The organism is Ferrimonas futtsuensis DSM 18154, assembly GCF_000422645.1.
GTDB classification, from domain to species: domain Bacteria; phylum Pseudomonadota; class Gammaproteobacteria; order Enterobacterales; family Shewanellaceae; genus Ferrimonas; species Ferrimonas futtsuensis.
Map to the genome: position 1 here is coordinate 23,004 of NZ_AUGL01000025.1, position 14,843 is coordinate 37,846.

Here is a 14,843-nt window from a genome sequence, read left to right on the forward strand (position 1 = left end):
ATTGGCAATGAAACATGCGGTAGTCGTCGATTGCATCCGCACCCCCATGGGACGATCCAAGGGTGGGGTGTTCCGCAACGTTCGTGCTGAGACCCTGTCAGCGGAACTGATGAAGCAGCTGCTCAAGCGCAACCCCAAGGTGGATCCCAACGAGATTGAGGATGTGATCTGGGGCTGTGTGCAGCAGACCCTGGAGCAGGGGTTCAACATCGGCCGTAACGCCGCCCTGCTGGCTGGCCTGCCCAAGAGCGTGGGCGCCGTCACCGTCAACCGGCTGTGCGGCTCCTCCATGCAGGCGATTCACGATGCAGCCCGGGCCATCATGTTGGACCAGGGCGACGTCTTTATCGTTGGCGGTGTCGAGCACATGGGCCATGTTCCCATGAACCACGGTGTCGACTTCCACCCCGGCCTGGCCAACAACGTGGCCAAGGCCGCGGGCATGATGGGTTTGACTGCGGAGATGCTGGGTAAGATGCACGGCATCAGCCGCCAGGCTCAGGATGAGTTTGGTGCACGCTCCCATCAGCTGGCCCATCAGGCCACCCTTGAAGGACGTTTTGCCAATGAGATCGTCCCCATCGAGGGGCACGATGGCGACGGCACTTTGATTCAGGTGACTCAGGATGAGGTGATTCGTCCGGAAACCACCGCCGAAAGCCTGTCCGCCCTGCGCCCGGTGTTTGACCCGGTCAACGGTACCGTCACCGCCGGCACCTCCTCCGCCCTGTCCGATGGCGCCTCCGCCATGCTGCTGATGAGTGAAGAGAGGGCCAAGGCCCTGGGTCTGCCAATCCGTGCCCGCATCCGTGCCATGGCCATCGCCGGCTGTGATCCCTCCATCATGGGCTACGGCCCGGTGCCCGCCACTCAGAAGGCGCTGAAACGCAGTGGCCTAACCATGGCGGACATTCAGCAGGTTGAGCTCAATGAAGCCTTTGCCGCCCAGTCCCTGCCCTGTGCCAAGGACCTGGGGCTGCTGGATAAGATGGATGACATGGTCAACCTCAACGGTGGCGCCATCGCCCTGGGGCACCCTCTGGGCTGCTCCGGTGCGCGCATCTCCACCACCCTGATCAACCTGATGGAACATCGCGACGTCCAGTTAGGCCTGGCCACCATGTGCATTGGCCTGGGTCAGGGGATCGCCACCGTCTTCGAGCGGGCATAACCGCCAACTCAGACCCAAGGGGAAGCCTGTGCTTCCCCTTTTTTTGTGATCCCTCTGCACAAATTATGTTCAGCCGGCCGCCATCTCTTGCGTCATCACGCCAGCGGCGTATCATTACCGCCCTGTTTATTGAATCTGGTAGACCCCATGTCCGACACCTTCACCGACGCCAAACACACTCTGGATGCCATCGGGCTGCGCTGCCCTGAACCGGTTATGATGGTGCGTAAGGCGGTGCGGACTATGGCTCAGGGTGAGACCCTGCTGATCACCGCCGATGACCCCTCCACCACCAGGGACATCCCCAGCTTCTGTCGTTTTATGGACCACACCCTGGTGGCCAGCCAGACCGACCAGGCCCCCTATCAGTACCTGATTCGCAAGGGCGGTTAGTCCCTGCGCTCCTAAGGACACACTCCATTGCAAAAAAGCCGTTTATCACGGCTTTTTTTGTGCCTGCTCGGCGAATCCTCCGACCCTGCGCCGATTCTGAGCACCATCAATGGCCGTTGAATGCCCCCCCAGAGGATCCCCCTAAAGCGTCAACGACTGGGAAGTATTCACCACCCCGGCCATTCAGTAGACTCGGTCTCCAGCGAATAAAGACAAAGACAGGGAACCCTATGTCAGCTCTCACCCCCCTCTATGCCGCCCTGCTGGCGGTCGGCCTGGCCTGCACCGGACCGGTCCAGGCCAACGAATCCCCCGGCTGGGACGTCAATCAGCCCCAGGGGCCTCTGCAGAAGATCAACATCGATGTCACCCAGGGCACCTGGATGAACCTGGACATCAGTCCGGACGGTAAGACCCTGGTGTTCGACCTGCTTGGGGACATCTATGCCATGCCGATAACCGGAGGAGAAGCCACCCCGCTGATCAAGGGCATTGCCTGGCACATGCAGCCCAGGTTCAGTCCGGACGGCAACTACATCGCCTTCACCTCAGACCAGGATGGCGGTGACAACCTGTGGATCATGAAGGCGGATGGCAGCGACCCTCGTCCGGTCTCCGAAGAGTCCTTCAGGCTGCTCAACAGCCCGGCCTGGAGCCCCGATGGGCAGTATCTGGTGGGCCGAAAACACTACACCGCCGCCCGCAGCCTGGGGGCCGGCGAGGTGTGGATGTATCACATCCAGGGTGGCAGCGGCATACAACTGACCGAGCGCCCCAACGACCAGAAAGACCTGGGTGAACCCGCCTTCTCTCCCGATGGCCGCTACATCTACTTCTCTCAGGACGCCACCCCGGGCAAGACCTTCCACTACTCCAAGGACTCGGTCCAGGGGATCTACAAGATCAAGCGCTACGACCGGGAAAGCGGCGAAATTGAAGTGCTGCTCAGCAGCACCGGCGGCGCCATCCGCCCCACCCCGAGTCCGGATGGCAAGACCCTGGCTTACATCAGCCGGGATGGTTTCCAGTCCAGCCTCTATCTCTATGACCTGGCTTCCGGAGAGAAGCGCAAGGTTTACGGTAATCTGGACAGGGATATGCAAGAAACCTGGGCCATCCATGGCGTCTATCCCACCCTGGCGTGGACCCCGGACAGCGATGCCCTGGTGTTCTGGGCCGGTGGCAAGATCCACAGGCTGGATCTCGACAATGGCGACAGCCAGGTGATTCCCTTCCACGTCAGCACCCAAAAGCAGGTGCAACCGGCGGTACGGTTTGCCCAGACACTGGACCCAGATCAGTTCCAGGTGAAGATGCTGCGTCAGGTTCAGGTGTCTCCAGACGGCAAGCGGGTGGTGTTTGAGGCCCTGGGCAAGCTGTGGCAGCGCAGCCTGCCCGACGGCAAGCCCAAGCGGCTGACCCGGGAAAAGGACGCCTTCGAGCTGTTCCCCCGTTTCTCCCGCGATGGCAAATCCCTGGTATTCGTCACCTGGGAGGATGACAAACAGGGCGCCATCAAGGTGATGAATCTGCGCCGTGGCAAGATCACCACCCTGACCGAGGAACCGGGCAAGTACGTGGAACCCGCCTTCAGCCCGGATGGCAACAGCGTGGTATTCCGTAAGGCAACCGGCGGTTACATCACCTCCCCCACCTGGGACAGAGACCCCGGCGTCTACGCCATCCCGGCCAAGGGCGGCGTCCCCCGCCTGGTCAGCGACAGCGGCAGCATGCCTCACTTCGGAGCCAGTTCAGACCGGCTGTTCCTCACCGATCTGGCAGAGGGCAAACCCGCCCTGGTCTCCATCAACCTCCAGGGGTTCGACAAGCGGGTGCACTTTACTTCCGACCACGCCACCGAGTTCCACGTCTCCCCCAATGGTGATCGCCTTGCCTTTGCCGAGCGATTCAACGTCTTTGTCACCCCTTTCGGCCAGCATGGTGAAACCCTGCACATCGGCCCGGACGGGGGCGGACTGCCGGTAAAGCAGCTGTCCCAGCGAGCCGGTGAGAACATCAACTGGAGCGGCGACAGTCAGTCTCTCTACTGGTCCCTGGGGCCGGAGCTTTACCAGGTGGGCATCTCCGAGCTGTTTACTCTGGGCTTCGAGGGTGACACCCAGGCTCAGATGACCGAGATCGGCTTTCGCTCGGACACCTATGTTCCACGTGGAACCATCGTCTTTTCCGGCGGCCGGGTTGTCACCATGGAGGGAGATAAGGTCATTGAAGATGGCGTGGTGGTGGTGAAAGACAACACCATCATCGCCGTAGGCCAACGCAGTGACGTTCCGGTCCCTGAGGATGCCCAGGTGATCGACATCCGGGGCAAAACCCTGATGCCCGGGCTGTTCGATGCCCATGCCCATGGTGGTCAGGGCAGCAACGAGATCATCCCCAGACAGAACCGCATCAACTACGCCAGCCTGGCTCTGGGAGTCACCAGTATCCACGACCCCTCCAACGACACCACCGAGGTGTTCTCCGCCAGTGAGCTGCAGAAGGCCGGCGAAGTGACCGGGCCCCGCCTCTTCTCCACCGGCACCATACTCTATGGTGCCAATATCCCGGGCTACACCTCTCATGTGGACAGCCTGGATGACGCCAAATTTCACCTGGAACGTCTGAAAAAAGTGGGCGCCTTCTCGGTAAAGAGTTACAACCAACCCAGGCGCAACCAGAGACAGCAGATCATTGCCGCGGCCCGCGAGTTGGAGATGATGGTGGTCCCCGAAGGGGGCAGTCTGCTGCAGCACAACCTGTCGATGATTGCCGACGGTCACACAGGGGTGGAGCACGCCATCCCCGTGGCAGCGGTCTATGACGATATCAAGCAGTTCTGGAGCCAGACCGAAGTCGGTTACACCCCCACCCTGGTAGTGGCTTACGGCGGCATCTGGGGCGAACACTATTGGTACGACAAGACCGAAGTATGGAAGCACCCTCGCCTGTCCAAGTATGTGCCCCAGGAGATTCTCAGGCCCAGGGCCATGCGCCGCACCACGGCACCGGATGAGCATTACAACCACTTCAATGTGGCCCGGGTTGCCAATGAACTTGGCCAGCTGGGTGTTCATGCCAACATCGGTGCCCACGGCCAGCGCGAAAGCCTCGGGGCCCACTGGGAGATCTGGATGTTCGCCCAGGGAGGGATGAGCAACCTGGAGGCCCTGAAGACCGCCACCATCAACCCGGCGATGCACTTCGGCATGGACCATCAGTTGGGCAGCATCGAGCCCGGCAAGCTGGCGGACCTGATCGTTATCGACGGCAACCCACTGCAGGACATCCGCCACAGCGACAGGGTGACCCACACCATGGTAGGTGGCCGGCTCTATGATGCGGTGTCAATGAATGAGCTCAATGGCCGCAAGCGGGAAAGGTCCCCCTTCTACTTTGAAAGGTAGAGGCTCACACTAAGACCAGAGGGCTCATCTGAGCCCTCTCTTTTTGGCTATCTCGCCTGCGTCAGGCACTCCTCATAGGATGGGCAGGTCACCAGATGGTCGTTCACCATCCCCACCGCCTGCATGAAGGCGTAGCAGATGGTGGTTCCCACGAAGTTGAAGCCCGCTTTCTTGAGAGCCTTGCTCATGGCGTCCGATTCCGGACTGGAGGTCGGGTATGGCTGACCCGGCTCGAGGGCGTTCACCAGGGTCTTGTGTCCGGTGAAGGACCACAGAAACTCAGAGAAATCGACCCCCTGCTCCTGCAGTTTCAGGTAAGCCCGGGCGTTCTTGATGATGGAGTTCACCTTGAGCCGGTTGCGGACAATGCCCGGATCCAGCAGCAGCTGTTCGACCCGCTCCTCATCGAACAGGGCGATGCGTGCCGGCTCGAACTGCTCAAACACTTCGTAGTAACGCGCGGTTTTACGCAGGATGATCAGCCAAGAGAGTCCCGCCTGCTGCCCATCCAGACACAACTTGGCAAAGAGTTCTCGGCCATCGGTAACCGGTCTGCCCCACTGAGTATCGTGATACTCGACATATTGGGGGTCCTCTCCACACCAGGAGCAACGTTGCTTATCCATCGATTCCCTATTCCTTACTCAAGACGACAAAAATTAGCCTACATACCCGGCCTCTAGGAAGGTATACTATTGCCCATTTCGCGCAAGTTTCACGCCATTTAGACGTATCCAGGTGATACCCCATGCAAAAGTTTGACGTCAAGACCTTCCAGGGTCTGATCCTGCAGTTGCAGGACTTCTGGGCTCGCCAGGGTTGCACCATAGTGCAGCCGCTGGACATCGAAGTGGGTGCGGGTACTTCCCACCCCATGACCTGCCTGCGTGCCATCGGCCCCGAGCCGATCGCCACCGCCTATGTGCAGCCTTCCCGCCGTCCTACCGACGGTCGTTACGGTGAGAACCCTAACCGGCTGCAGCACTTCTACCAGTTCCAGGTGATCATCAAGCCCTCTCCGGCTGAGATTCAGGAGCTGTACCTGGAGTCCCTGCGCGAGCTCGGTCTGGACACCGAGGTTCACGACATCCGTTTCGTCGAAGACAACTGGGAAAACCCCACCCTGGGCGCCTGGGGCCTGGGCTGGGAAGTGTGGCTCAACGGCATGGAGATCACCCAGTTCACCTACTTCCAGCAGGTAGGCGGCCTGGACTGTCGCCCGGTGACCGGCGAGATCACCTACGGCCTGGAACGTCTGGCCATGTATCTGCAGGGCGTGGACAACGTCTATGACCTGGTGTGGTCCGACGGCCCCCTGGGCAAGACCACCTACGGCGACGTGTTCCATCAGAACGAGGTGGAACAATCCACCTACAACTTCGAACACGCCGATGTGGACTTCCTGTTCACCTTCTTCGACCAGTGTGAGAAGGAAGCCAAGCACCTGCTGGAGCTGGACGCGCCTCTGCCACTCGCCGCCTATGAGCGTATCCTCAAGGCGGGTCATGCGTTCAACCTGCTGGACGCCCGCAAGGCGATCTCCGTGACCGAACGTCAGCGCTACATCCTGCGGATCCGCACCCTGACCAAGTCCGTCGCCGAAGCCTACTACGCCTCCCGCGAGGCCCTGGGCTTCCCCATGTGCCAAAAGGAGCAGTAAGAGACAATGGCTACTGAAACATTTCTGGTAGAGCTGGGCACCGAAGAGCTGCCACCAAAGGCACTGCGACAGCTGGGTGAAGCGTTTCGCGACAACCTGGTGGAACTGCTGGCCAAGGCGGAACTGCCCCACGGTCAGGTTGAATGGTTTGCCTCCCCTCGCCGCCTGGCGGTCAAGATCGCCGAGATGACCCTGTCCCAGTCCGACAAAGTGGTTGAGAAGCGCGGCCCGGCGGTGAAAGCCGCCTTCGACGCCGATGGCAACCCCACCAAGGCCGCCGAGGGCTGGGCCCGCAGCAACGGCATCACCGTAGCCGAGGCCGACCGTATGGTCACCGACAAGGGTGAGTGGCTGCTGCATAAGGCCGAGGTTAAGGGCCAGGGCGCCGACGCCCTGCTGCCACAACTGGTCAAGGAAGCCCTGTCCAAACTGCCCATCCCCAAGGCGATGCGCTGGGGCAGCTCCGAGACTCAGTTTATCCGCCCTGTGCATACCCTGACTCTGCTGCTGGGTAACACCTCCCTGGACGCCGAAATCCTGGATGTGAAAAGTGGCCTGACGCTTAAAGGCCACCGTTTCATGGGCCAGCAAAGCCTGACCATTGCCGACGCTGCCCAGTACCCTGCTCTGCTCGAGGAGCAGGGTAAGGTGATTGCCGACTACGAGGTGCGTAAAGCCAAGATCAAGGCTGACCTGATCGCCGCCGCGGCCGAGATCGGCGGCAATCCGGACATGGATGATGAACTGCTGGAGGAGGTTACCTCACTGGTCGAGTGGCCTGTGGTGATGATGGCCTCCTTCGAAGAGAAGTTCCTCAACGTGCCCGCCGAAGCCCTGGTTTACACCATGAAGGGTGACCAGAAGTACTTCCCCCTCTATGACAACGACGGCAAGCTGATGCCCCGTTTCCTGTTTGTTGCCAACGTGGACTCCAAAGATCCCCGTCAGGTGATTGAGGGTAACGAGAAGGTGGTGCGTCCCCGTCTGGCAGACGCCGAGTTCTTCTTCGAAACCGATAAGAAACAGCAGCTGGTGGATCAACTGCCGCGTCTGCAGAGCGTGCTGTTCCAGAAGCAGTTGGGCACCCTGCGCGACAAGACAGACCGCATCCTGGCCCTGTCTGAGTACATCGCTGGCCAGATTGGTGCCAACACCGAGCATGCCGCCCGTGCCGGCCTGCTGTGCAAGTGTGACCTGATGACCTCCATGGTATTCGAGTTTACCGACACCCAGGGGATCATGGGCATGCATTACGCCCGCCACGACGGCGAGGCGGAAGAGGTGGCCATCGCCCTGAACGAGCAGTATATGCCGCGTTACAGTGGTGACGATCTGCCCGCCTCCGGCGTGGCTCAGGCCCTGGCCCTGGCCGACAAGATGGATACCTTGGTGGGCATCTTCGGCATCGGTCAGGCCCCTAAAGGTGCCGCCGACCCCTTCGCCCTGCGCCGTGCCGCCATCGGTGCCCTGCGCATCATCGTAGAGAAGGCCCTGCCTCTGGATCTGGCCGACCTCATCGCCAAGGCTCAGGAGCTGTTCGGTGACAAGCTCACCAACGACAAGGTGGCCGATGACGTACTGGAGTTCATGCTGGGTCGCTTCCGCGCCTGGTACCAGGATGAAGGCTACCCGGTTGACGTCATCCAAGCGGTTCTGGCGCTGCGCCCCAGCCGTCCCCTGGAGTTCGATCGCCGCGTGAAGGCGGTTCAGGCATTCCGCCAGTTGGAAGCAGCCCAGGCTCTGGCCGCCGCCAACAAGCGAGTGGGTAACATCCTGGCCAAATCCGATGCCGCCATCGCCGACCACATCGACGAAGCCCTGCTGCAGGAAGCCGCTGAGAAGGCCCTGGCTGCCGCCATCAGCGATACCAAGGGCAAGGTTGAGCCTCTGTTTGCCCAAGGCAACTACGGCGATGCTCTGGCGATTCTGGCCGGACTGCGTGACACCATCGACAACTTCTTCGAAGAGGTGATGGTCAACGCCGAAGACCCGGCCCTGAAGGCCAACCGTCTGGCGATGCTTAAGCAGCTGCGCGGCCTGTTCATGCAGGCTGCCGATATCTCCCTGCTGCAGCAATAAGACGGGGTTTTAAAACACAAAAGGGCGCCAGATGGCGCCCTTTTTTTAATTGTTCCTGAACAGGAACTCTGTGTTCGATCGATTTATGTTGTCTTTGGCGTAACTCGACATATAATGTCGAAAACCGGTGCGTACGACCATTTTCATGGGTCAGTGTATCGGTGCACTCCTCAAAAGATCCCACCGATTCCTGTCCCCCAATTTCGTAGTATTCGGGAATCGATCATGCATATTGAAGCAGACATCAAACTGGGTTTTAAAGACGTCCTGTTCCGCCCCAAGCGCTCTACTCTGGCCAGCCGTTCCCAGGTCAATATTGAACGTACCTTTATCTTTAAGCACGCTCCGCAGCCCTGGACCGGCGTACCGGTCATCGCCGCCAACATGGACACCGTAGGCACCTTTAAGATGGCCGAAGCCCTGGCCCGCCATAAGATGCTCTGTGCGGTGCACAAGCACTACAGTGAAGAGGAGTGGCAGCAATGGCTGGCCGATAAGGACAGCGATTTCTTCGAGCACATCATGGTGTCCACCGGTGTGTCCGACAACGACTTCGGCAAGCTGCAACGACTCCTGTGTCAGCACCCTGCCCTGAGGTTCATCTGCATCGACGTCGCCAACGGCTATCAGCAGAGCTTTGTGGACTTCGTGCGTAAGGTGCGTCAGCACTACCCCGATAAAGTGATTGTGGCGGGCAATGTGGTCACCGGCGAGATGGTGGAAGAGCTGTTGATCAGCGGTGCCGACATCGTCAAGGTTGGCATCGGCCCAGGCTCGGTGTGCACCACCCGGGTAAAGACCGGCGTCGGCTACCCTCAGCTCTCCGCTGTGATCGAGTGTGCCGATGCGGCCCACGGCCTGGGCGGCCAAATCATCAGTGACGGCGGTTGCACCTGCGCCGGCGACGTCTCCAAGGCCTTTGGCGGTGGTGCCGACTTCGTGATGATTGGTGGCATGCTCGCCGGCCATGATCAGAGTGGCGGCGAAGCCGTCGAAAAGGACGGTAAACAGTACCGGGCGTTCTACGGAATGAGCTCCGCCACCGCCATGGGCAAATACGCCGGTGGCGTCGCCAACTACCGCGCTTCCGAAGGTAAGACGGTAATGGTGCCATACCGCGGCGACGTAGAAGCCACGGTTCAGGATGTGCTTGGCGGCGTGCGTTCCACCTGCACCTATGTGGGCGCCGCCAAACTGAAGGAGCTGTCAAAGCGCACCACCTTCATCCGGGTCCAGGAGCAGGAAAACCGGGTGTTTAATTGATGTTCCACGTGGAACATTGACCCAGAGCCGGGGGCATATTCGCCCCCTTTTTCATTCTCTTCTCGCCTTGTCGCTCCCAATGTTCCACGTGGAACACCTTCTGGCCAGCCTTGGTATCTGCGCCTGTGTCGACCTATGTGACTTGTCGCCTGGGACGACAGGACGCCGGTTGCCGCCAGGTTTCAAGATGGCTGTCGACACTTTAAGGCAATAAAAAAGGGTGCCATCAAGGCACCCCTTTTCATACTCTGTCGTGTGTGATTACACGTCCAGATTCGCCAGCAATGCGTTCTTCTCGATGAAGTCGCGACGCGGCTCAACCTGATCCCCCATCAGGGTGGTGAACAGCTGGTCACAGGCGATGGCATCCTCAATGGTCACCTTCAGCATGCGGCGGGCCTCTGGGTCCATGGTGGTTTCCCAAAGTTGCTCAGGGTTCATTTCACCCAGCCCCTTATAGCGCTGAATGTAGAGGCCACGCTTGGACTCGGTCATCAGCCAGGTCAAAGCCTCTTCGAAGGAATCCACGGGGCGGTTTCGCTCACCACGACGAACATAGCCGCCCTCTTCCACCAGATCGGCAATCTCGTTGCCCAGGGCGACGATGGCCTGGTAATCGGGAGACTGGAGGAAGTCGTAGGTCAGCAGATACTCGTGATCGATGCCGTGCTGGCGCAGTACCAGCTGCGGCTGCTGGACATTGCGTTCGGCGTCAAACACCACTTCAGCTCGGTAGTAGGAACCATCACTGCTCTTGTCGTTGATCGCTTCGGCGACCGCATCACCCCATGCTTTCATCTCAGACTCAGACTGAAGCTGGGCTTCGGCAACGCCCCCGGCGTAGACCAGGGCACCCAGCAGTTCTCGGGGGAAGCGACGACTCTGACGATCAATCACCGCTTCAACACCACGGTACTGGTTTACCAGAGACTCCAGAGCCGTATCGGCGATACCCGGGGCATCGGCATTGACGTGCAAAGACGACTTCTCCAGGGCCAGAGTGGTCAGGTATTCCGTCAGCGCCGGCTCATCTTTGATGTAGCGCTCCTGCTTGCCCTTCTTCACCTTATAGAGAGGTGGCTGAGCGATGTAGACGTAGCCACGCTCGATCAGTTCCGGCATCTGACGGTAGAAGAAGGTCAGCAACAGAGTACGAATGTGTGAACCGTCCACGTCAGCATCGGTCATGATGATGATGTTGTGATAGCGGGTCTTCTCAGGGTCGTAGTCCTCGCGACCGATGCCGCAGCCCAGGGCGGTGATCAGGGTAGCCACCTCCTGGGAGGAGAGCATCTTGTCAAAGCGAGCCTTCTCAACGTTCAGAATCTTACCCTTCAGGGGCAGGATCGCCTGGGTCTTGCGGTTTCGACCCTGCTTGGCGGAACCGCCGGCCGAGTCACCCTCCACAATGTAGATTTCAGAGAGTGCAGGATCTTTTTCCTGACAATCCGCCAGTTTGCCGGGCAGTCCGGCCAGATCCATGGCGCCTTTGCGGCGCGTCATTTCGCGGGCCTTACGGGCGGCTTCACGAGCACGAGCGGCATCGATGATCTTATTGACCACCGACTTGGCGTCGTTGGGGTTTTCCATCAGGTATTCGCTGAGCTTCTCACCCATGGTCTGTTCCACCGCGGACTTCACCTCGGAGGAAACCAGCTTATCCTTGGTCTGAGAAGAGAACTTGGGATCCGGCACCTTAACGGAGATCACCGCCGTCAGACCTTCACGAGCGTCGTCGCCGGTGGCGCTGGTCTTGTTCTTCTTGTTGAACCCCTCTTTCTCCATGTAGGAGTTCAGGGTCCGGGTCAGCGCGGCACGGAAACCGGCCAGGTGAGTACCGCCATCACGCTGAGGAATGTTGTTGGTGAAGCAGTAGATGTTCTCCTGGAACCCATCGTTCCACTGCATGGACACTTCGACAGAGATGCCATCTTCACGCTCGCTGTTGAAGCTGAACGCCGTAGGATGGATGGGTGTCTTATTCTGGTTCAGGTACTCAACGAACGCCTGAATGCCCCCTTCGTAGCAGAAGTGGTCACTCTTATCGTCACGTTCATCCATCAGCTTGATGGACACACCGGAGTTCAGGAAGGAGAGCTCTCGCAGACGCTTTGCCAAGATATCATAGTGGAACTCGATATCGGAGAAGGTGCCGGGGCTTGGCCAGAAACGGATAGTGGTACCCGTCTTGTCTGTCTCACCAATGGAGTCCAGGGGTGCCTCAGGCTCACCCAGACGGTAGATTTGCTGGTGCACCTTGCCCTGACGGCGAACGGTCAGTTCCAGCTTATCGGAAAGGGCGTTAACTACGGACACACCCACACCGTGCAGACCACCGGACACCTTGTAGGAGTTGTCGTCAAACTTACCCCCGGCGTGCAGTACGGTCATGATCACCTGTGCCGCAGACACCCCCTCTTCCGGGTGAATATCCACCGGAATGCCCCGGCCATCATCCTGGACCGACACAGAGCCATCCATGTGGATGGTCACGATGATGTCGTTACAGTGCCCTGCAAGCGCTTCGTCGATGGAGTTGTCCACCACTTCGAACACCATGTGGTGCAGGCCGGTGCCGTCATCCGTATCACCAATGTACATACCCGGACGCTTACGAACGGCGTCCAGACCCTTAAGGACCTTAATGCTCGAGGATCCGTAACTTTGCTCTGACATACGCTTGTCTCTGGTTAACTATCCTTTGTCGTGACCCTGCCATGTTCCACGTGGAACTTGCGCTGCCAATCTATCATGGTCAGCTGCTCGGGATCGATGGCGGTCACAAAGACCTGGCTGCCGGTCTGCTCCAGTTGCCTGAGCAACAGAGTACGCTTTTCAGCGTCCAGTTCGGAGGCCAAATCATCAACTAAATAAATGCATTGCTTATTGTGCTGTTTACTGAGCAGTACGCCTTGGGCAATCTTTAAAGCACAGACCAGCAGTTTCAACTGGCCCCGGGACAGCACATCTTGTACCGGAATGTTGTTGACCCTGAGTCGCAGATCCGCCTTATGGGGACCGGACACCGTATACCCCAACTGTTTATCTCGTTGGAGTTGCTCAGTAAGTATTTGTTCTATATCGGATTTAGAATCCCATCCCTGGCTGAACGATACACGAACAGGCACCTGGGGTAAAAACGTTCCTATTATACCCTCCAAGACGCCATTTAACGAATTTACCCACGACCGCCGCATCTCGGTCAAGGTCTGGCTGTATTGAGCTAACTGCTTATCCCAAATGGCGATCTGTCTGTCTTCCACCTGGTTCCTCAGCAGTTGATTACGTTGCTTCAACAATCGGCGGCAACGCGCCCAAACAAGGTGAAACTGTGGATCGCTGTGGAAGGCCCCCCAGTCGATATACTCACGTCTGGCCTTTGGGCCATCCAGCAACAGCGCAAAGCTCTCCGGGGTGATCAGTTGCAGGGGCAAAAGCTTGGCCAGTTCCGCCATTCGCTCCGGTCGCTCACCGTTGATTCTGACCTCTGCCTCGCCCTGACGGTTACGCTGCAGTCCTAGCCGTTCATCACCGACGCGGGCAAACAGGGTAAAGGCGTCCTGCTGATACTGAATCACCCTGTGGGACTGAAGGCTGCGAAACGAGCGCCCCAGCCCCAGAAACCAGATTGCCTCCAGCACACTGGTCTTGCCGCTGCCGTTGACGCCGTGGATAAGGTTGAGACCGCCGGCGGGTTGCAGGTCGGCGGACTCGATATTACGAAAGTGGGTTAGCCTGAGCTGACTGAGGGCCATTACAACCGCATCGGCATCACAACATAGAGGGCCTCATCGTCCTCCACATTCTCGAACAGGGCACTGGAGTTTGCGTCACTCATGATCAGCTTTACCTGTTCCCGTTTCAGGGCGTTGAGCACATCCAGGACGTAGCTGACGTTAAAGCCAATCTCCAGCTCACCGTGGGGATACTGGACATCCAGCATCTCCACCGCCTCCTCCTGCTCCGGATTGTTGGCGGTGATCTTCAATTCGTTGTTGTCCAGGTTCAGACGAACGCCCCGGAACTTCTCGTTGGAGAGGATGGCGGCGCGGGCAAAGGCGCTGCGAAGCACCTCTCGGTCCGCGATCAGCACCTTGTCTCCCCCCTGGGGCAGCACTCGCCGGTATTCGGGAAAACGGCCATCCACCAACTTGGAGGTGAATATGGCGTCTTCGGTCACCGCACGAATGTTGCCGTTACCGATGCACAGGGTGATGTCAGCGTCTTCTTCGTTAAACAAGCGAACCAGCTCAATCACCCCTTTTCGCGGCACGATAACCTGCTTTTCGGGGAGGTTGGCATCAATGTTTCGATAACTGACCGCCAGCCTGTGACCGTCGGTAGACACGGTCCTGAGGACGCTGCCCTCGGTCTCGAACAGCATGCCATTCAGGTAGTAACGCACATCCTGGTTGGCCATGGAGAACTGAGTGGCCTCAATCAGCTGCTTGAGCACCCCCTGCTTCAGGGTGAACTGCTGTTCCTCATGCCAGTCCCCCATGTTGGGGTAGTCTTCGGCGGGCAGTGTAGTCAGGTTGAAACGACTGCGGCCAGAGCGGATCATCAGCCGGTTGTCCTGCTGCTCGATCTGAATCTCTACCAGGTCAGGCAGGCTGCGGCAGATGTCGAGAAACTTGCGGGCGGGCACCGTGGTGCGACCGGGGATCACCTCGCCTTCCAGGGGGCACTGACCCACCAGTTCCACTTCGAGATCGGTGCCGGTCAGTTTAAGTAAGTGATCACTTACTTCCATCAGCACATTGGAGAGAATTGGCAGGTTGTGTCGCCGCTCAACGGCTCCGGAAACCAGCTGCAGAGGCTTCAACAGGGCTTCACGGTTAATGGAAAATTTCATCTTTGTCTCTCTGGA

At 59.0% G+C, this 14,843-nt stretch carries 10 protein-coding genes; 6 read left to right on the forward strand and 4 right to left on the reverse strand.

Annotated elements, in window-relative coordinates; translation table 11 throughout:
* Window positions 1–7 precede the first annotated feature (7 nt).
* The 3 genes from fadA (at window position 8) to G505_RS0115315 (ending at window position 4,971) form a co-directional block, all read left to right on the forward strand.
* Window positions 8–1,171, forward strand: coding sequence for an acetyl-CoA C-acyltransferase FadA (gene fadA, locus G505_RS0115305; protein WP_028110347.1), 1,164 nt, complete (start codon window positions 8–10; stop codon window positions 1,169–1,171).
* A gap of 147 nt (window positions 1,172–1,318) precedes the next feature.
* Entirely contained in the window at window positions 1,319–1,564 is a 246-nt protein-coding gene (tusA, locus tag G505_RS0115310; RefSeq protein ID WP_028110348.1) for a sulfurtransferase TusA, read from the forward strand.
* 230 nt (window positions 1,565–1,794) lie between these two features.
* Window positions 1,795–4,971: an amidohydrolase family protein gene (locus G505_RS0115315; protein ID WP_028110349.1), complete on the forward strand. Its 3,177-nt coding sequence runs from the start codon at window positions 1,795–1,797 to the stop codon at window positions 4,969–4,971.
* 47 nt (window positions 4,972–5,018) lie between these two features.
* On the opposite strand, the gene G505_RS0115320 is transcribed toward G505_RS0115315, so the two are convergent.
* Entirely contained in the window at window positions 5,019–5,597 is a 579-nt protein-coding gene (locus tag G505_RS0115320) for a DNA-3-methyladenine glycosylase I (RefSeq protein ID WP_028110350.1), read from the reverse strand.
* Between the two features lie 122 nt (window positions 5,598–5,719).
* Between G505_RS0115320 and glyQ the strand changes: the two genes are divergently transcribed.
* From glyQ to G505_RS0115335, 3 genes are all read left to right on the forward strand, one after another.
* The gene (glyQ, locus tag G505_RS0115325; protein ID WP_028110351.1) at window positions 5,720–6,631 is read left to right on the forward strand and encodes a glycine--tRNA ligase subunit alpha; all 912 of its coding nucleotides are present in this window, start codon (window positions 5,720–5,722) and stop codon (window positions 6,629–6,631) included.
* Window positions 6,632–6,637: 6 nt separating this feature from the next.
* Complete coding sequence (gene glyS / locus G505_RS0115330) at window positions 6,638–8,710, forward strand: glycine--tRNA ligase subunit beta (RefSeq protein ID WP_028110352.1); 2,073 nt, start codon at window positions 6,638–6,640, stop codon at window positions 8,708–8,710.
* A 225-nt stretch (window positions 8,711–8,935) separates the two neighbouring features.
* Window positions 8,936–9,973, forward strand: coding sequence for a GMP reductase (locus G505_RS0115335; protein ID WP_028110353.1), 1,038 nt, complete (start codon window positions 8,936–8,938; stop codon window positions 9,971–9,973).
* Between the two features lie 261 nt (window positions 9,974–10,234).
* On the opposite strand, the gene gyrB is transcribed toward G505_RS0115335, so the two are convergent.
* From gyrB to dnaN, 3 genes are read right to left on the reverse strand one after another with little or no spacing between them, the layout of a single operon-like run.
* Window positions 10,235–12,649 carry a DNA topoisomerase (ATP-hydrolyzing) subunit B gene (gyrB, locus tag G505_RS0115340; RefSeq protein ID WP_028110354.1) on the reverse strand — a complete coding sequence of 805 codons (2,415 nt, stop codon included), beginning with the start codon at window positions 12,647–12,649 and terminating at the stop codon, window positions 10,235–10,237.
* 14 nt (window positions 12,650–12,663) lie between these two features.
* Window positions 12,664–13,728, reverse strand: a complete 1,065-nt coding sequence (gene recF / locus G505_RS0115345; RefSeq protein WP_028110355.1) for a DNA replication/repair protein RecF — start codon at window positions 13,726–13,728, stop codon at window positions 12,664–12,666.
* Window positions 13,728–14,828, reverse strand: coding sequence for a DNA polymerase III subunit beta (gene dnaN, locus G505_RS0115350; RefSeq protein ID WP_028110356.1), 1,101 nt, complete (start codon window positions 14,826–14,828; stop codon window positions 13,728–13,730). Before dnaN ends, recF begins: the two co-directional genes overlap by 1 nt.
* Window positions 14,829–14,843 lie beyond the last annotated feature (15 nt).

What these genes read in the sequence shown, in the direction of transcription:
- G505_RS0115315 (WP_028110349.1), top strand. Translation starts at nt 1,795, where the DNA reads ATGTCAGCTCTCACCCCCCTCTATGCCGCCCTGCTGGCGGTCGGCCTG.
- recF (WP_028110355.1), bottom strand. Translation starts at nt 13,728, where the DNA reads ATGGCCCTCAGTCAGCTCAGGCTAACCCACTTTCGTAATATCGAGTCC.
- G505_RS0115320 (WP_028110350.1), bottom strand. Translation starts at nt 5,597, where the DNA reads ATGGATAAGCAACGTTGCTCCTGGTGTGGAGAGGACCCCCAATATGTC.
- G505_RS0115335 (WP_028110353.1), top strand. Translation starts at nt 8,936, where the DNA reads ATGCATATTGAAGCAGACATCAAACTGGGTTTTAAAGACGTCCTGTTC.
- dnaN (WP_028110356.1), bottom strand. Translation starts at nt 14,828, where the DNA reads ATGAAATTTTCCATTAACCGTGAAGCCCTGTTGAAGCCTCTGCAGCTG.
- fadA (WP_028110347.1), top strand. Translation starts at nt 8, where the DNA reads ATGAAACATGCGGTAGTCGTCGATTGCATCCGCACCCCCATGGGACGA.
- gyrB (WP_028110354.1), bottom strand. Translation starts at nt 12,649, where the DNA reads ATGTCAGAGCAAAGTTACGGATCCTCGAGCATTAAGGTCCTTAAGGGT.
- tusA (WP_028110348.1), top strand. Translation starts at nt 1,319, where the DNA reads ATGTCCGACACCTTCACCGACGCCAAACACACTCTGGATGCCATCGGG.
- glyS (WP_028110352.1), top strand. Translation starts at nt 6,638, where the DNA reads ATGGCTACTGAAACATTTCTGGTAGAGCTGGGCACCGAAGAGCTGCCA.
- glyQ (WP_028110351.1), top strand. Translation starts at nt 5,720, where the DNA reads ATGCAAAAGTTTGACGTCAAGACCTTCCAGGGTCTGATCCTGCAGTTG.